This is a genomic window from Salmonella sp. SSDFZ54 (assembly GCF_004010735.1).
GTDB lineage: Bacteria > Pseudomonadota > Gammaproteobacteria > Enterobacterales > Enterobacteriaceae > Salmonella > Salmonella enterica.
In genome coordinates this window covers 1,118,004-1,133,638 of sequence record NZ_CP034819.1, presented here as the reverse complement: position 1 = coordinate 1,133,638, position 15,635 = coordinate 1,118,004, and the positions used below count along the sequence as shown (strand labels likewise).

The window sequence follows — 15,635 nt, the reverse complement described above, 5'->3', positions numbered from 1 at the left end:
ATATAACCATCTGCACCCTGGCGACGTGTGATACAGATGAAAATTTTGCCAAAATAAAAACAGGTGGCTTTTTTAATGCGTAAGCGCAAAGAAAAAGCAGTAAAGGTGCGGCAGTATGTAAATAGTAATGAGAACGACTATCAATTCGACGTTGTTTTGATATTATTATGCTCAGATTTTGTGATTTGCGTCCTGGAGATACAGAGTGGGTAATAATTTGATGCAGACGGATCTTTCCGTCTGGGGCATGTATCAGCACGCTGATATTGTCGTGAAGTGCGTGATGATTGGTTTGATTCTGGCGTCAGTCGTCACCTGGGCTATCTTCTTCAGTAAAAGCGTTGAATTTTTCACTCAAAAGCGCCGCTTAAAGCGCGAACAACTGCAATTAGCCGATGCGCGCTCCTTAGATCAGGCTTCCGACATTGCGGCAGGTTTCAGCGCAAAAAGCCTCAGCGCACAGCTCATCAATGAAGCGCAGAATGAACTGGAACTCTCTCAGGGCAGCGAAGATAACGAAGGGATTAAAGAACGTACCGGCTTCCGTCTGGAACGTCGCGTCGCGGCAGTTGGCCGCTACATGGGACGAGGCAACGGTTATCTGGCGACGATCGGCGCCATTTCCCCATTCGTCGGGTTGTTTGGCACCGTATGGGGCATTATGAATAGCTTCATCGGTATTGCGCAAACGCAGACCACCAACCTGGCGGTGGTTGCTCCTGGGATTGCGGAAGCGCTGCTGGCGACGGCGATTGGGCTGGTAGCCGCGATCCCGGCGGTCGTCATTTACAACATCTTCGCACGTCAGATAGGCAGTTACAAAGCAACGCTGGGCGACGTGGCGGCGCAGGTATTGCTGCTGCAAAGCCGCGATCTTGATCTGAATGCGAGCGCCAGTGCGCAGCCGGTACGCGCCGCGCAGAAATTACGGGTAGGGTAATGCGTCATGGCAATGCGTCTTAACGAGAACCTGGATGACAACGGCGAAATGCATGAAATCAACGTGACGCCGTTTATCGATGTCATGTTGGTTCTGCTGATTATCTTTATGGTGGCTGCGCCGCTGGCGACGGTAGACGTCAAGGTGAATCTGCCCGCTTCTACCAGTACGCCACAGCCGCGTCCGGAAAAACCGGTTTATCTGTCGGTGAAAGCGGATAACACCATGTTTATCGGTAACGATCCGGTGACGGATGATACGATGATTGCCGAGCTAACGGCCCTGACGGAAGGGAAAAAGGATACTACGATTTTCTTCCGCGCGGATAAAACCGTAGAGTATGAAACCCTGATGAAAGTGATGGATATGCTGCATCAGGCGGGCTATCTCAAGATTGGTCTGGTCGGCGAAGAGACCGCGAAAGCGAAATAAGTATTCTGCTGATGCTGTAGGCCGGGTAAGGCGAAGTCGCCACCCGGCTTTTTTATTGCCTAAGATGGCGCCTTGCGTAACAGAAGTGCGCCATCTTAATCGACTTCATGCGTTAGCCTAAATGCTCCCCACCGCACACGCCGTGCACTTCTGCGGTAACGTAACTGGATTCCTGGCTTGCCAGATAGACATACACCGGCGCCAGCTCTGCCGGTTGGCCGGCCCGCTTCATTGGCGTCTGCTGACCAAACTGCGGAATTTTATCCTGGGTTTGACCGCCGGAAATTTGCAGCGCTGTCCAGATAGGGCCAGGCGCGACAATATTCACGCGAATTCCTTTTTCCGCCACCTGTTTCGCCAGGCCACGGCTGTAATTGAGGATTGCCGCCTTGGTTGCCGCATAATCCAGCAGGTGCGGACTGGGCTGATACGCCTGGATAGACGACGTCGTGATAATACTGGCGCCTTTTGGCAGCAGCGGAATCGCTTCCTGGGTTATCCAGAACAGGGCAAAAACGTTAACGGCGAAGGTTTGCTGAAATTGCTCGCTGGTCAGATCTTTTATCTCCGGGATTGCCGTCTGTTTACCGGCCACCAGCGCCAGAATGTCCAGACCGCCCAGCGCTTCACGCGCCTTATGGACCAGCGAACGGGCGAAAGATTCGTCGCTAAGATCGCCTGGCAATAACACCGCTTTACGGCCGCACTCCTCAATCAGCGCTTTAACCTGCTGGGCGTCCTCTTCTTCCGCTGGCAGATAGTTGATCGCGACATCTGCGCCTTCACGCGCGTAAGCGATAGCGGCAGCGCGCCCAATCCCGGAGTCGCCCCCTGTCACCAGCGCCTTACGATCTTTAAGGCGACCACTGCCGACATAACTTTTTTCACCACAGTCAGGAACAGGCGTCATTTTCGCCTGGACGCCGGGCGCCGGCTGTTTTTGCTTAGGATACTCGCCGGTGTAATACTGCGTGGTAGGGTCGTATAGATGAGACATTGAGCTTCTCCCTTCAGGTTGAACACCCTTTAAGCGTAGACACTTTTACTACCGTAAGAGGGAGAATCAGAACGATCCTTATGCTTCGCCCGTATTCACAACAGAGTTAACTAGCCATGAAGGTTATTTTTCTTGCCGTGCGACGGTGGTGACGTTGCGCGTCCGGTAGTCGCCATCGGAAAGCTTACGCATCAGACGTAAGGTTGCCGTCTCGCGAGCCAGCAGATGCTGCCAGTCACTTTCAAGACGAGACATAATTTTGTCTCGTAATTCAGGATGCTGCTCGATAATGGCATTGATGGTCGCGCCATAAATCTCCTCTTTGACCTGTAACGCATACATCTCCCGTCGGTTTTGCCACTTCAGGCGCACTAACGCCGCCGGTATGGATACCACCTCCTGCGTTACCTTTTCCAGGGTGGCATTTTTACTGGCGATTAGCGCTGCAAGATTTTGCTTTAAGATAAATTCATCACTTTTATGGTTGTCTAAAGCCAAATAAACGTTATTGTCTTCAACTTCTTTCATCTTTATCTTCCAGTGAATAAAATAGCGGCATATTGGTTTCGCGAGTGATTAAATTAAGCCAAATGGCATTGCCTTTTTCATTTATCATTGCGGTTTTATCCGCCAGTATTTTACTTAGCGTTTGGGCATCAATATCGCCTTCTGCCTGTAGTGCGTTTATCAGGCGGGCAAACGTTTCAATTTTAGCCACACAATACAGACGTTCTTTAATATGACGGTCGCGTTCTTCAAATAATACGTTTCTGTGTTGCCCGGCAGCGTTAGCGCTAATTAAAATATCGGGCTCGAAATCGCTGAGTTTTGTCTTTCCCTTAGGCAAATTTTTACTGTTTTCTGTGGCTTCAGGGGGCGGCGATGACAGGCGAAAATGAGAGGAAACCAGATGCTCAGGAAGCATGACTAAATATCCTTTACGATCAGTGGTATACTATTTTTAATAGTGTAGGTTTCGTTGACAATAACATGGCGTAATTTTAAAATCAAAAAAAATGGAGCCTGCTATGAACAGTATTTTTTATTCTGTTATTATATTGCTATTACTGACCGGCGCGATACTCTTCCTGATGTGGGAGGTTAATAAAAAACGTCCTGGTGGAAAAGTCGTAAATTTAAATCAAACTGAACCCATGACAAAGGAAGAGGGCGAAGATCATTTCTCAGTATTAATGAATTCGATAACGCCGGTATGGTACTGGCGCGTTAACCATGAATATATCGATTTCCTTCATGCAACGATAAAACGAATGACAATGACTGAGTTGAATGAAACGCCTGGATTATTTGACGCACAGCGTCGTTGCAGCGACCTTAACTCTGCCGTTTATAAGTATTACGACAATATTAAGAAGCGTTGTCTGAACGGAGAAAAGGTGCCGTATTCGGATTTGGACGTCCTGAATTTACGCCAGTGTTTTCGTGAGTTCAGTCTTGAAGCCTACCCGGCGTTGGTCGCGCTGGTATGGCCGGAATATCAGCGCCCACAGGTTAAACTGGATGAGATTTAGAGCCTATCCCATTAGGGCTATTTTACTTGCCATTTTGGACCTGGGCAGTGCTCGCCAAAACGCGTTAGCGTTTTGAACGCCGCTAGCGGCGGCCCGAAGGGCGAGCGTAGCGAGTCAAACCTCACGTACTACGTGTACGCTCCGGTTTTTGCGCGCTGTCCGTGTCCAAACTGGCTGCGCCAATAACGCCTGGTGGGATAGGCTCTTAACTGCATGTTGATCTGATGTTGCATGGTTGAGATATACTGTTGCTGGTTTTAGTTACCTGACAGGTCCCTATGGAACGCTTTCTTGAAAATGTAATGTATGCGTCTCGCTGGCTGCTCGCGCCGGTGTATTTTGGCCTCTCTTTGGCGCTGATCGCTTTAGCGCTAAAATTTTTCCAGGAAATTCTACACGTTCTGCCGAACGTTTTTGCCCTGGCGGAAGCCGATCTGATTCTGGTGCTGTTATCGCTGGTTGATATGACGCTGGTCGGCGGATTGCTGGTAATGGTCATGTTCTCCGGGTATGAGAATTTTGTCTCTCAGCTGGATATCTCTGCGGGCAAGGAGAAGCTGAACTGGCTGGGGAAAATGGATGCGACTTCGCTAAAAAATAAGGTGGCGGCATCGATAGTCGCTATCTCTTCCATTCACCTGTTACGCGTGTTTATGGATGCGAAAAACGTCCCGGATAACAAATTAATGTGGTATGTCATCATCCATCTGACCTTTGTCCTGTCGGCGTTCGTGATGGGCTATCTGGACAGATTGACGCGACATAACCATTGAGCCGCCGTCCACGGCGGGGCAGTCGGGCAAAGGATGCTGAGCCCGGCTGTAAAACAGCGCTTCTTTAACGGCGGATAACCGCCTCCCTGCAGCCTTACGCAATATTTTTACTACATCTATTCATTTACTCAGTAATAAGACTAAAAGATTTTCTCTGCGTTCACAGATATATAACATCTGCGGGTACGTAAACGGCGATAACTGTAAAAAAATGGAGAATGCATTATATATTCTCCGCGCCTTGCCGATAACGAGAGTGCGTCATCATCAGATGACTAATCTCTTATATTCAGCAAGGAAATTCATATGCGTTTGCTGCAAAACTTTACTATTCGTATGGTCATGCTGACGATACTGGGACTTTTTTGTCTACTCTGGTCGGGGGTGGGGTTATACAGCGTCCATGCTTTATCCGAAGTTTCGGAAGGAAATGATATTGACCGGCATCTTGTGCGGCAAATGACGGTGCTAAGCCAGGGTAACGATCAATATTTCCGCTTTGTTACCCGCCTTAGCCGCGCGATGGATGTAAAAATCGGCGGCGGCACGCCCGATTTTGCGCCCGCCCGGCAGTCGCTCGAGAATATGCGTCAGAAGCTGGAGGAGATGAAAGCGCTATCGCCAGGGCCGATGAACCCTGATATCTCAAGGGAGGTCTTGTCCAACTGGCAGGCCTTGCTGGAGAAAGGCGTCGTTCCTCAAATGCAACTGGCGCAGCAAGGATCGCTAACCGCCTGGAGCGAACATGCCAGTACGGTCACGCCCGCACTCAGTCGCGCGTTCGGCGCCAGCGCGGAACGGTTTAGTCATGAAGCTGGCGCCATGCTGGATAACACACGTGTGATGGTCGATGGTAAAACCTATACCATCCGCATCCTGCTTATTACGGCGGTGATTCTGGGCATTGCTATCCTGATTTTTACCGATCGCTATCTGGTTGCAATGATGGTGAAACCGCTGGAGCGCATCCGTCAGCAGTTTCAGCGTATCGCGCAAGGCGATCTTAGCCAGCCGATTGAAGCGTTGGGGCGTAACTGCGTAGGCCGGTTGGTGCCGCTACTGCGCGCGATGCAGGACAGTTTACGCGAAGCCGTGAGTACGATCCGCGCCGGAAGCGACAATATCTGGCGCGGCGCGACGGAAATTTCTACCGGTAATAACGATCTCTCTTCCCGAACGGAAGAACAGGCCGCCGCGCTGGAAGAAACTGCCGCCAGCATGGAACAGCTTACCGCAACGGTAAAAATGAACGCCGAACACGCTCGCCAGGCGAGTCAGCTTGCGGATGCCGCCTCGCTAACGGCAGGAAAAGGCGGTGAACTGGTTTCCGATGTGGTAGAAACAATGAACGGTATTTCCGCCAGTTCGCAGCAGATCGCCGAAATTACTACCGTGATTAATAGTATTGCTTTCCAGACCAATATTCTGGCCTTGAACGCAGCGGTAGAAGCGGCCAGAGCGGGCGAGCAGGGACGCGGCTTCGCGGTGGTCGCCGGTGAGGTACGTAACCTGGCCAGCCGCAGCGCGGGGGCGGCGAAAGAAATTGAAGCCTTAATTGGCGAATCGGTACGTCGCGTAGCGCAGGGCGCGCAGTTGGTCCAGGAGACGGGCGCGACGATGGAAGCCATCCTGCGCGGCGTCACGGAAGTGACGACGATTATGAAACAGATCGCATCCGCCTCCGAAGATCAGAGTAAAGGTATCTCTCAGGTTGGCGTGGCGATCACGCAAATGGATAGCGTTACGCAACAAAACGCCGCGCTGGTTGAGCAGGTTTCCGCGGCGGCGGCGGCGCTGGAACGGCAGACGGAGGATTTGCAACGCTCCGTACAGCAGTTCCGGCTTTCCGCTAGTGAGCCGCAACAATGCGTAACGGCGAAAGCGGCGCCTGGCGTTCAGCGAATGGCGTCGGCTCCCGCACAGTCTACTGATGAATGGGTTTCCTTCTGATGTGAAGCAAAAAAGCGCGTAATGCGCTGGCCTTCATTTAACCAGTCGCTATATAATTTATTATATAGCGACTAAGGAGGTCAGATGAATAATCATTTTGGGAAAGGGTTAATGGCCGGGTTGCACGCGCCTTATGCATATAGCGCGCATCATGCGGTGAATTTCTGTTCTGAGTATAAACGTGGCTTTGTATTGGGTTTTACACACCGTATGTTCGAAAAGACCGGCGATCGTCAACTTAGCGCGTGGGAGGCCGGAATTCTGACGCGTCGCTATGGTCTGGATAAAGAAATGGTGATGGATTTCTTTAAAGAGAATCATTCCGGGATGGCGGTTCGCTTCTTTATGGCCGGTTATCGACTCGAAGGTTGATCCAACAGGGGTATTATCTTGCTTTAATTAATTACACTATCGCCTCTTCCCTTCGTTTTACTGTTCCGTCGAAGTATTATGGCGCACATAACCATAAAAAAAGTGTGGTAAATGGCGTACCGATCGCAATAACTTCTTCGCGAACAGTGCAAAATAAAAGCCAGGTCTTCGTAACGGAATAACTATAAAATGACTGGAGATAATACTCTCATCACTTCTCACGGCATTAACCGTCGTGATTTCATGAAGCTTTGTGCAGCACTGGCCGCTACTATGGGGCTCAGTAGCAAAGCCGCCGCAGAAATGGCAGAATCGGTATCCAATCCACAGCGTCCGCCCGTTATCTGGATTGGCGCTCAGGAGTGTACCGGTTGTACCGAATCACTGCTTCGTGCTACACACCCAACCGTTGAAAACCTCGTTCTGGAGACCATCTCTCTGGAATACCACGAGGTGCTTTCCGCCGCATTCGGTCACCAGGTCGAAGAAAACAAACATAACGCTCTGGAGAAGTATAAAGGGCAATATGTTCTGGTGGTGGATGGTTCTATCCCACTAAAAGATAACGGTATCTACTGCATGGTTGCCGGCGAGCCGATCGTGGATCACATCCGCAAAGCCGCTGATGGCGCAGCCGCGATTATCGCTATCGGTTCCTGCTCGGCATGGGGCGGCGTTGCTGCGGCTGGCGTAAACCCAACCGGCGCTGTCAGTCTGCAGGAAGTCTTACCGGGCAAAACGGTTATCAATATTCCAGGTTGTCCGCCAAACCCGCATAACTTCCTGGCGACCGTCGCGCATATCATCACTTACGGCACGCCGCCGAAGCTGGATGCGAAAAATCGTCCAACCTTTGCCTATGGCCGTCTGATTCATGAGCATTGCGAACGTCGTCCACACTTCGACGCAGGCCGTTTTGCCAAAGAATTTGGCGACGAAGGCCACCGTCAGGGCTGGTGTCTCTACCATCTTGGCTGTAAAGGGCCGGAAACCTGGGGCAACTGTTCTACGTTACAGTTCTGTGACGTTGGCGGCGTCTGGCCAGTGGCGATCGGTCATCCTTGCTATGGCTGTAACGAAGAAGGTATCGGCTTCCATAAGGGCATTCACCAGCTTGCTCATGTCGAAAACCAAACTCCGCGTTCAGAGAAACCTGACGTCAATATGAAAGAAGGCGGCAATATCTCTGCGGGCGCTGTCGGTCTGCTTGGCGGCGTAGTCGGTCTGGTTGCCGGCGTCAGCGTGATGGCGGTACGTGAACTGGGGCGTCAGCAAAAGAAAGATAACGCTGACTCACGGGGAGAATAACCGTGAACAGACGTGACTTTATTAAAGCAGCCTCCGGTGGAGCATTGCTGTTGGGCGCCGCGCCGTCTGTCAGCCATGCGGCTGCAGAAAACCGTCCGCCGATTCCAGGTTCGCTGGGTATGCTGTATGACTCCACTCTGTGCGTGGGCTGTCAGGCCTGCGTCACAAAGTGTCAGGATATCAACTTCCCGGCGCGTAACCCGGAAGGGGAGCAGACCTGGTCGAACAACGACAAGCTGTCGCCGTATACCAATAACATTATTCAGGTATGGCGTAGCGGTACGGGCGTGAACAAAGATCAGGAAGAGAACGGCTATGCCTACATCAAGAAACAGTGTATGCACTGCGTCGATCCTAACTGCGTTTCCGTTTGCCCGGTGTCGGCGCTGAAAAAAGATCCGAAAACCGGCATCGTCCACTATGACAAAGATGTCTGCACCGGCTGCCGTTACTGTATGGTCGCCTGCCCGTACAACGTACCTAAGTACGACTACAACAACCCGTTTGGCGCGCTTCACAAGTGTGAGTTGTGTAACCAGAAAGGCGTTGAGCGTCTGGATAAAGGCGGTTTGCCTGGGTGTGTGGAAGTTTGTCCGGCAGGGGCCGTCATTTTCGGTACTCGTGAAGAGCTGATGGCGGAAGCGAAAAAACGTCTGGCCCTCAAACCAGGCAGTGAATATCACTATCCGCGCCAGACGTTGAAAACGGACGACACCTATCTGCATACGGTGCCTAAATACTACCCACACCTCTACGGTGAAAAAGAGGGCGGTGGTACTCAGGTGCTGGTGCTGACAGGCGTTCCTTATGAAGATCTGGATCTGCCGAAGCTGGATGACCTTTCAACCGGAGCGCGCTCCGAGCATGTTCAACACACGCTTTATAAAGGCATGATACTACCCCTGGCTGCGCTGGCGGGCTTAACCGTGCTGGTTCGTCGTAATAGCAAAAACGACCATCACGATGGAGGAGACGATCATGAGTCATGATCCAAAACCGCTGGGCGGAAAAATCATCAGTAAACCGGTCATTATTTTTGGACCGTTAATCGTCCTGTGTATGCTCCTTATCGTGAAGCGTCTGGTCTTCGGGTTGGGCTCCGTTTCCGACCTGAACGGCGGTTTCCCGTGGGGCGTCTGGATTGCCTTTGACCTGTTGATCGGCACTGGCTTTGCCTGCGGCGGTTGGGCGTTGGCATGGGCGGTGTATGTCTTTAACCGTGGGCAATACCATCCGTTGGTGCGCCCGGCGTTGCTGGCAAGCTTGTTTGGTTACTCGCTGGGCGGCCTGTCGATCACTATCGACGTCGGTCGTTACTGGAACCTGCCGTACTTCTACATTCCAGGTCACTTCAACGTGAACTCGGTACTGTTTGAGACGGCGGTCTGTATGACCATCTACATCGGCGTGATGGCGCTGGAGTTTGCGCCTGCCCTGTTTGAACGTCTGGGCTGGAAAGTGTCGCTCAAGCGTCTGAATAAGGTGATGTTCTTTATTATCGCGCTGGGCGCGCTGCTGCCGACGATGCACCAGTCCTCAATGGGGTCATTGATGATCTCGGCGGGCTATAAAGTGCATCCGCTATGGCAAAGCTATGAAATGCTGCCGCTGTTCTCGGTTCTGACCGCGTTTATCATGGGCTTCTCTATTGTCATATTTGAGGGTTCGCTGGTTCAGGCTGGCCTGAAAGGAAACGGTCCGGATGAGAAAAATTTGTTTGTTAAGCTGACGAATACCATCAGCGTGCTGCTGGCGATTTTCGTCGTCCTGCGCTTTGGCGAACTGATTTATCGCGACAAGCTGTCCTATGCGTTTGCCGGCGATTTTTACTCCGCTATGTTCTGGATTGAAGTCGTCCTGATGGTCTTCCCGTTAGTGGTACTGCGTGTGGCGAAACTGCGTAATGACTCTCGTATGCTGTACCTGTCGGCGCTGAGCGCGCTGTTGGGTTGCGCGACGTGGCGTCTGACCTATTCGCTGGTGGCATTCAACCCGGGTGGCGGCTACCACTACTTCCCAACCTGGGAAGAATTGTTGATTTCTATTGGTTTTGTGGCTATTGAGATTTGTGCATACATCGTACTCATTCGTCTACTGCCGATACTTCCTCCTTTAAAACAAAACGATCATAATCGTCATGAGGCGAGCAAAGCATGAGCCAGAGAATTACTATTGATCCGGTAACCCGTATTGAGGGTCATTTACGCATTGACTGCGAAATTGAGAACGGCGTCGTATCCAAAGCATGGGCGTCCGGCACCATGTGGCGCGGTATGGAAGAGATTGTGAAGAACCGCGATCCGCGCGATGCGTGGATGATTGTGCAGCGTATTTGCGGCGTTTGTACGACAACTCACGCGATCTCTTCCGTTCGTGCGGCAGAAAGCGCGCTGAATATTGATGTTCCCGTCAACGCGCAGTATATCCGTAATATTATTCTGGCGGCGCATACCACCCATGACCACATTGTCCATTTCTACCAGCTCTCTGCGCTGGACTGGGTGGACATTACCTCTGCGCTGAAAGCCGATCCGGAAAAAGCTTCTGCGATGCTGGATGGCGTGTCGAGCTGGCACCTGAACAGCGCGCAAGAGTTCACGAAAGTTCAGAACAAGATCAAGGATCTTGTCGCCAGCGGTCAGTTAGGTATTTTCGCCAATGGCTACTGGGGGCACCCGGCAATGCAGTTACCGCCGGAGGTCAACCTGATTGCGGTCGCCCACTATCTGCAGGCGCTGGAATGTCAGCGTGACGCTAACCGCGTGGTGGCGTTGCTGGGCGGTAAATCGCCGCATATCCAGAACCTGGCGGTCGGTGGGGTGGCGAACCCGATCAATCTCGACAGTATCGGTACGTTGAACCTTGAACGCCTGATGTACATCAAATCGTTTATCGATAAGCTGAGCGATTTTGTCGAGCAGGTGTATAAAGTGGATACCGCAGTCATCGCGGCCTACTATCCGGAATGGCTGGAGCGCGGCAAAGGCGCGGTGAACTACCTGAGCGCGCCGGAATTCCCGACCGACGGTAAAAACGGCAGTTTCCTGTTCCCGGGCGGTTACATTACCAATGCCGATCTGTCGACATACCGTCCGATCACCTCTCACTCCGACGAATTCCTGATTAAAGGTATTCAGGAGAGCGCGAAGCACGCCTGGTACAAAGATGAAGCGCCGCAGGCGCCGTGGGAAGGCACTACGATCCCGGCTTACGACGGTTGGTCGGATGACGGTAAATACTCATGGGTCAAGTCGCCGACATTCTACGGCAAAACCGTCGAAGTCGGGCCGCTGGCGAACATGCTGTGTAAACTGGCTGCAGGTCGTGAATCCACCCAGACCAAGCTCAATGAAATCATTGCGCTTTATCAGAAGCTGACCGGTAAAACGCTGGAAATGGCGCAACTTCACTCTACGCTGGGTCGTATCATCGGGCGTACCGTTCACTGTTGTGAACTGCAAAACATATTGCAGGATCAATACAACGCGCTGATTGTAAATATCGGCAAAGGCGATTACACCACGTTTGTTAAGCCGAACATTCCGGCGACGGGCGAGTTCAAAGGCGTGGGCTTCCTGGAGGCGCCGCGCGGTATGCTGTCTCACTGGATGGTGATTAAAGACGGCATTATCAGTAACTATCAGGCAGTGGTGCCATCGACCTGGAACTCAGGTCCGCGTAACTTCAACGATGACGTGGGGCCGTACGAACAGTCGCTGGTCGGTACGCCGATCGCCGATCCGGCGAAGCCGCTGGAAGTGGTACGTACCATCCACTCCTTCGACCCTTGCATGGCGTGCGCGGTACACGTGGTGGACGCCGATGGCAATGAAGTGGTCTCGGTGAAGGTTTTGTAATGCGGATATTAGTCTTAGGGGTCGGCAATATTTTGCTGACCGATGAAGCCATCGGGGTGCGTATTGTTGAAGCGTTAGAGCAACGATACACCCTGCCGGATTTCGTTGAGATTCTGGATGGCGGTACGGCGGGAATGGAACTTCTTGGCGATATGGCGAGTCGGGATCATTTGATCATTGCCGACGCCATCGTGTCGAAAAAGAACGCGCCGGGAACCATTATGGTACTGCGCGACGATGAAGTTCCAGCGCTGTTCACCAACAAAATCTCCCCCCATCAGCTTGGACTGGCCGACGTATTGTCGGCCCTCCGCTTTACCGGCGAGTTTCCGAAGAAACTGACCCTGGTCGGCGTTATTCCACAGTCGCTGGAACCGCACATCGGCTTAACGCCAACCGTCGAGGCGATGATTGAACCTGCGCTTGAGCAGGTTCTTGCTGCGCTGCGTGAATCCGGCGTCGAAGCAATTCCTAAGGAGACGGCGCATGTCTGAAACGTTTTCCGGATTCGACACGGCGCCCGTCGCCCGGGTTCAGGCGGCGTTTGAAGAGATAGCCCATCGTTCGATGCACGATCTTTCTTTTCTGCATCCGACTATGCCGGTGCATGTCTCTGATTTTACGTTGTTTGAAGGACAATGGACGGGCACGGTAATTACGCCGTGGATGTTAAGCGCATTAATCTTCCCTGGCCCGGACCAGATCTGGCCCGGGCGTACCGTCGGTGAAAAACTCGGTCTGCAACTGCCTTATGGCACGATGACGTTTACCGTTGGCGAACTGGAAGGCGTTTCGCAATATCTTGCCTGCTCGTTGATGTCGCCGCTTTCCCGTAGCCTGTCGCCGGAAGAGGGCGTCCGGCTGGCGGATGACTGCGCGCGGATGCTGCTATCCCTGCCGGTAAGCAATCCTGATGCGCCGCAGACAAGCCGGCGTGCGTTGCTGTTTGGCCGTCGGAGCTGTGAGAATGCATGAGCTGTCTCTTTGCCAAAGCGCCGTTGAAATTATTCAGCAGCAGGCAGAACAGCACGGCGTGGCGCGCGTCACCGGCGTATGGCTGGAGATAGGCGCGCTTTCGTGCGTTGAAGAGCGCGCGGTTCGTTTCAGCTTTGATATCGCCTGCCAGGGGACTTTAGCGCAAGGGTGCGAATTGCACATCGACTACAGACCGGCCCAGGCCTGGTGCTGGGATTGCAGTCAGGTGGTGGAAATTCTCAGGCATGACGCGCAATGTCCGCATTGTCATGGCGATCGCCTGCGGGTGGATACCGGCGATTCGTTGAAAGTAAAAAGTATTGAGGTCGAATAACCCGCATTTTATTTCAGGTGGTTAATTATGTGTATTGGCGTCCCCGGTCAGGTGCTGGCCGTCGGAGATGATATTCACCAGCTTGCGCAGGTGGAAGTGTGTGGCATCAAACGTGATGTCAATATTGCTCTGATTTGTGAAGGTAAGCCAGCCGATCTGATAGGGCAATGGGTATTGGTACACGTTGGTTTTGCGATGAGCATCATTGACGAAGACGAAGCGAAAGCCACGTTAGATGCGCTGCGCCGCATGGAGTACGACATCACCAGCGCGTGATCCCTTAATCACCTCTATTATATCGCTCTATAATCGTTGTATAATTATTTATATATCGATTATGGGGCGAAACCTATGAATAAATTTTTGCGCCAGCTCTCTCTGCTGGCGTTGCTTTTTTGCTGGCCGTTAATGTCACAGGCGGCGCGTACTTTTACCGATCAACTTGGCCGCCAGGTCACGGTTCCCGATACCGTCGACAGAGTGGTGGTGCTCCAGCATCAAACGCTCAATCTCCTTGTACAGATGAATGCCACTGACAAAATCGTTGGGGTCATGGCGAACTGGAAACAGCAATTAGGCGACGGCTATGCGCGTCTGGCGCCGGAACTGGCGCAAAAAGCCTCGCTGGGCGATCTAACGCACGTTGATCCTGAAAAACTGGTGGCGCTGCGCCCGCAGGTGGTGTTTGTCACGAATTACGCTCCGCAGGAGATGATCGACAAGATCAGCCGTCTTGGCATTCCGGTGGTGGCGATTTCGCTGCGCCATGATGTTGCTGGCGAGCAGGCTAAAATGAACCCGACCCTGGCCGATGAAGAGCAGGCTTATAATCGCGGGCTGCGTGAAGGAATAACGCTGATTGGCGATATCGTCAATAAACCGCAGGAGGCGAAAGCGCTGATTGAGGCGATGGATAAAGGTCGCAAGATGGTCAGCGACCGTTTGCAGTCGGTTCCTGAAAATGAGCGGGTTCGCGCCTATATGGCGAATCCGGAGTTGACCACCTACGGTTCCGGTAAATATACCGGTCTGATGATGGCCCATGCGGGGGCGCTGAATGTAGCGGCATCCTCGGTGAAAGGCTTTAAGCAGGTGACAATGGAGCAGGTGATCGCCTGGGATCCACAGGTGATCTTTGTCCAGAATCGCTATCCAAAGGTCGTCAATGAGATCCTGCACAATCCCCAGTGGCAGGTCATTGACGCGGTGAAGCATCATCGGGTTTACCTGATGCCGGATTATGCCAAAGCCTGGGGATATCCGATGCCGGAGGCGGTGGGAATTGGCGAACTGTGGATGGCGAAAAAACTCTATCCGGAAAAATTCCACGATATTGACATGCAAAAGGCCGCTAACGACTGGTATCAACGTTTTTACCGTACTGACTATCAGGGCGTACAGTAATGCGAATACTGGCTGCGGGGAGCTTGCGCGTCGTCTGGCCGCAGCTAATGGCGGCGTTTCAGGCGGATGCGGTATGTGATTTCGGTCCGGCGGGGCTGTTACGTGAACGCATCGAAGCGGGCGAAGCGTGCGACTTTTTTGCTTCGGCGAACCTGGCGCATCCGCAGGCGCTGCTGGAAAGCGGGCGGGCGCTGCGGGTCGCGCCTTTTACGACGAACCGTTTGTGTCTGAGCGTGCGGGCACAGGCGATGCGTGAAGGCGAGGACTGGCTGTCGCTGTTAACCCGGCGGGATCTGCGGATCGGCACCTCAACAGCAGGTTGCGATCCTTCCGGCGATTATACGCAACAGCTTTTTTCGCGGATGGGCAAGGAGGGCGAAGCGGTCCGAAAACGCGCGGTAGCGCTGGTTGGCGGCAGACAGACTTTGCCGTTACCGGCGGGCCGGCTGGCGGCGGAATGGCTCATCAATCATGATTACACCGATATCTTTATCGGCTATGCCAGCTATGCTCCCAGGCTACGGCAGGTTAATTCGCTGCGAGTGGTTGATATCCCGGAACCTTATAATCCCGTGGCTGAATATGGCTTTGCCTGCCTGAGCGAGCAGGGAAAAACGCTTGCCGACTTTTTACTGTCAGCACGGGCGAGGTTGATTCTCATGCAACATGGGTTTAGTGAAGCGCCGCATATGACACACTCGCAGAACTGATAAGCGAAGCGTCAGCAGGGAATACCATGCCGGATGACGACATTACTACCC

Annotated in this window: 19 protein-coding genes; 16 read left to right on the top strand and 3 right to left on the bottom strand. The window is 52.7% G+C overall.

What is annotated here, in order from left to right; translation table 11 throughout:
* Positions 1–205 precede the first annotated feature (205 nt).
* Both exbB and exbD read left to right on the top strand, forming a co-directional pair.
* Positions 206–940: a tol-pal system-associated acyl-CoA thioesterase gene (gene exbB, locus EOS97_RS05615; RefSeq protein ID WP_000527859.1), complete on the top strand. Its 735-nt coding sequence runs from the start codon at positions 206–208 to the stop codon at positions 938–940.
* 6 nt (positions 941–946) lie between these two features.
* On the top strand, positions 947–1,372 hold the full coding sequence (exbD, locus tag EOS97_RS05610) for a TonB system transport protein ExbD (RefSeq protein ID WP_001251476.1): 426 nt from the start codon (positions 947–949) through the stop codon (positions 1,370–1,372).
* A gap of 112 nt (positions 1,373–1,484) precedes the next feature.
* Here the strand turns inward: exbD and EOS97_RS05605 are convergent, their stop codons facing one another.
* The 3 genes from EOS97_RS05605 to EOS97_RS05595 all read right to left on the bottom strand — a co-directional run bounded on the left by EOS97_RS05605 (position 1,485) and on the right by EOS97_RS05595 (position 3,294).
* Complete coding sequence (locus EOS97_RS05605; RefSeq protein ID WP_000019032.1) at positions 1,485–2,369, bottom strand: SDR family oxidoreductase; 885 nt, start codon at positions 2,367–2,369, stop codon at positions 1,485–1,487.
* A gap of 123 nt (positions 2,370–2,492) precedes the next feature.
* The gene (locus EOS97_RS05600) at positions 2,493–2,897 is read right to left on the bottom strand and encodes a hypothetical protein (RefSeq protein WP_000665656.1); all 405 of its coding nucleotides are present in this window, start codon (positions 2,895–2,897) and stop codon (positions 2,493–2,495) included.
* Complete coding sequence (locus tag EOS97_RS05595; RefSeq protein WP_000936441.1) at positions 2,884–3,294, bottom strand: hypothetical protein; 411 nt, start codon at positions 3,292–3,294, stop codon at positions 2,884–2,886. Before EOS97_RS05595 ends, EOS97_RS05600 begins: the two co-directional genes overlap by 14 nt.
* A gap of 103 nt (positions 3,295–3,397) precedes the next feature.
* Here EOS97_RS05595 and EOS97_RS05590 point away from each other — a divergent pair, with 103 nt between their 5' ends.
* The 14 genes from EOS97_RS05590 (at position 3,398) to EOS97_RS05525 (ending at position 15,584) form a co-directional block, all read left to right on the top strand.
* Positions 3,398–3,901 carry an ESA_00282 family adhesion-associated protein gene (locus EOS97_RS05590; RefSeq protein WP_001084410.1) on the top strand — a complete coding sequence of 168 codons (504 nt, stop codon included), beginning with the start codon at positions 3,398–3,400 and terminating at the stop codon, positions 3,899–3,901.
* Between the two features lie 278 nt (positions 3,902–4,179).
* On the top strand, positions 4,180–4,674 hold the full coding sequence (locus EOS97_RS05585) for a TIGR00645 family protein (protein ID WP_000439335.1): 495 nt from the start codon (positions 4,180–4,182) through the stop codon (positions 4,672–4,674).
* Positions 4,675–4,980: 306 nt separating this feature from the next.
* Positions 4,981–6,624 (top strand): methyl-accepting chemotaxis protein, encoded by a 1,644-nt coding sequence (locus tag EOS97_RS05580; RefSeq protein ID WP_001238435.1) that lies wholly within the window; start codon positions 4,981–4,983, stop codon positions 6,622–6,624.
* Between the two features lie 84 nt (positions 6,625–6,708).
* The gene (locus tag EOS97_RS05575; protein WP_001059119.1) at positions 6,709–6,996 is read left to right on the top strand and encodes a DUF2623 family protein; all 288 of its coding nucleotides are present in this window, start codon (positions 6,709–6,711) and stop codon (positions 6,994–6,996) included.
* Positions 6,997–7,185: 189 nt separating this feature from the next.
* Complete coding sequence (gene hybO, locus EOS97_RS05570; protein ID WP_000145429.1) at positions 7,186–8,304, top strand: hydrogenase 2 small subunit; 1,119 nt, start codon at positions 7,186–7,188, stop codon at positions 8,302–8,304.
* A 2-nt stretch (positions 8,305–8,306) separates the two neighbouring features.
* The gene (hybA, locus tag EOS97_RS05565) at positions 8,307–9,293 is read left to right on the top strand and encodes a hydrogenase 2 operon protein HybA (protein ID WP_001081721.1); all 987 of its coding nucleotides are present in this window, start codon (positions 8,307–8,309) and stop codon (positions 9,291–9,293) included.
* Positions 9,283–10,461 (top strand): Ni/Fe-hydrogenase cytochrome b subunit, encoded by a 1,179-nt coding sequence (gene hybB, locus EOS97_RS05560; protein WP_000017678.1) that lies wholly within the window; start codon positions 9,283–9,285, stop codon positions 10,459–10,461. The genes hybA and hybB overlap by 11 nt, the downstream gene beginning before the upstream one ends.
* Positions 10,458–12,161, top strand: a complete 1,704-nt coding sequence (gene hybC, locus EOS97_RS05555; RefSeq protein WP_000083044.1) for a hydrogenase 2 large subunit — start codon at positions 10,458–10,460, stop codon at positions 12,159–12,161. Before hybB ends, hybC begins: the two co-directional genes overlap by 4 nt.
* Positions 12,161–12,655, top strand: a complete 495-nt coding sequence (locus tag EOS97_RS05550; RefSeq protein ID WP_001221962.1) for a HyaD/HybD family hydrogenase maturation endopeptidase — start codon at positions 12,161–12,163, stop codon at positions 12,653–12,655. Before hybC ends, EOS97_RS05550 begins: the two co-directional genes overlap by 1 nt.
* A complete protein-coding gene (gene hybE, locus EOS97_RS05545) occupies positions 12,648–13,136 on the top strand; it encodes a hydrogenase-2 assembly chaperone (protein WP_000004951.1) in 489 nt (162 codons plus the stop codon). The genes EOS97_RS05550 and hybE overlap by 8 nt, the downstream gene beginning before the upstream one ends.
* Positions 13,129–13,470 carry a hydrogenase maturation nickel metallochaperone HypA gene (gene hypA, locus EOS97_RS05540; RefSeq protein ID WP_000544945.1) on the top strand — a complete coding sequence of 114 codons (342 nt, stop codon included), beginning with the start codon at positions 13,129–13,131 and terminating at the stop codon, positions 13,468–13,470. Before hybE ends, hypA begins: the two co-directional genes overlap by 8 nt.
* 27 nt (positions 13,471–13,497) lie before the next feature.
* The gene (gene hybG, locus EOS97_RS05535) at positions 13,498–13,746 is read left to right on the top strand and encodes a hydrogenase maturation factor HybG (RefSeq protein WP_000334887.1); all 249 of its coding nucleotides are present in this window, start codon (positions 13,498–13,500) and stop codon (positions 13,744–13,746) included.
* 75 nt (positions 13,747–13,821) lie between these two features.
* Positions 13,822–14,874 (top strand): ABC transporter substrate-binding protein, encoded by a 1,053-nt coding sequence (locus EOS97_RS05530; protein ID WP_001032017.1) that lies wholly within the window; start codon positions 13,822–13,824, stop codon positions 14,872–14,874.
* The gene (locus tag EOS97_RS05525; protein ID WP_001220942.1) at positions 14,874–15,584 is read left to right on the top strand and encodes a molybdate ABC transporter substrate-binding protein; all 711 of its coding nucleotides are present in this window, start codon (positions 14,874–14,876) and stop codon (positions 15,582–15,584) included. The genes EOS97_RS05530 and EOS97_RS05525 overlap by 1 nt, the downstream gene beginning before the upstream one ends.
* Positions 15,585–15,635: the final 51 nt, after the last annotated feature.

Bases quoted from the DNA above. Each gene is read 5' to 3' on its own strand.
- exbD (WP_001251476.1), top strand. From the start codon at position 947: ATGGCAATGCGTCTTAACGAGAACCTGGATGACAACGGCGAAATGCAT.
- EOS97_RS05605 (WP_000019032.1), bottom strand. From the start codon at position 2,369: ATGTCTCATCTATACGACCCTACCACGCAGTATTACACCGGCGAGTAT.
- EOS97_RS05600 (WP_000665656.1), bottom strand. From the start codon at position 2,897: ATGAAAGAAGTTGAAGACAATAACGTTTATTTGGCTTTAGACAACCAT.
- EOS97_RS05595 (WP_000936441.1), bottom strand. From the start codon at position 3,294: ATGCTTCCTGAGCATCTGGTTTCCTCTCATTTTCGCCTGTCATCGCCG.
- EOS97_RS05590 (WP_001084410.1), top strand. From the start codon at position 3,398: ATGAACAGTATTTTTTATTCTGTTATTATATTGCTATTACTGACCGGC.
- EOS97_RS05585 (WP_000439335.1), top strand. From the start codon at position 4,180: ATGGAACGCTTTCTTGAAAATGTAATGTATGCGTCTCGCTGGCTGCTC.
- EOS97_RS05580 (WP_001238435.1), top strand. From the start codon at position 4,981: ATGCGTTTGCTGCAAAACTTTACTATTCGTATGGTCATGCTGACGATA.
- EOS97_RS05575 (WP_001059119.1), top strand. From the start codon at position 6,709: ATGAATAATCATTTTGGGAAAGGGTTAATGGCCGGGTTGCACGCGCCT.
- hybO (WP_000145429.1), top strand. From the start codon at position 7,186: ATGACTGGAGATAATACTCTCATCACTTCTCACGGCATTAACCGTCGT.
- hybB (WP_000017678.1), top strand. From the start codon at position 9,283: ATGAGTCATGATCCAAAACCGCTGGGCGGAAAAATCATCAGTAAACCG.
- hybC (WP_000083044.1), top strand. From the start codon at position 10,458: ATGAGCCAGAGAATTACTATTGATCCGGTAACCCGTATTGAGGGTCAT.
- EOS97_RS05550 (WP_001221962.1), top strand. From the start codon at position 12,161: ATGCGGATATTAGTCTTAGGGGTCGGCAATATTTTGCTGACCGATGAA.
- hybE (WP_000004951.1), top strand. From the start codon at position 12,648: ATGTCTGAAACGTTTTCCGGATTCGACACGGCGCCCGTCGCCCGGGTT.
- hypA (WP_000544945.1), top strand. From the start codon at position 13,129: ATGCATGAGCTGTCTCTTTGCCAAAGCGCCGTTGAAATTATTCAGCAG.
- hybG (WP_000334887.1), top strand. From the start codon at position 13,498: ATGTGTATTGGCGTCCCCGGTCAGGTGCTGGCCGTCGGAGATGATATT.
- EOS97_RS05530 (WP_001032017.1), top strand. From the start codon at position 13,822: ATGAATAAATTTTTGCGCCAGCTCTCTCTGCTGGCGTTGCTTTTTTGC.
- EOS97_RS05525 (WP_001220942.1), top strand. From the start codon at position 14,874: ATGCGAATACTGGCTGCGGGGAGCTTGCGCGTCGTCTGGCCGCAGCTA.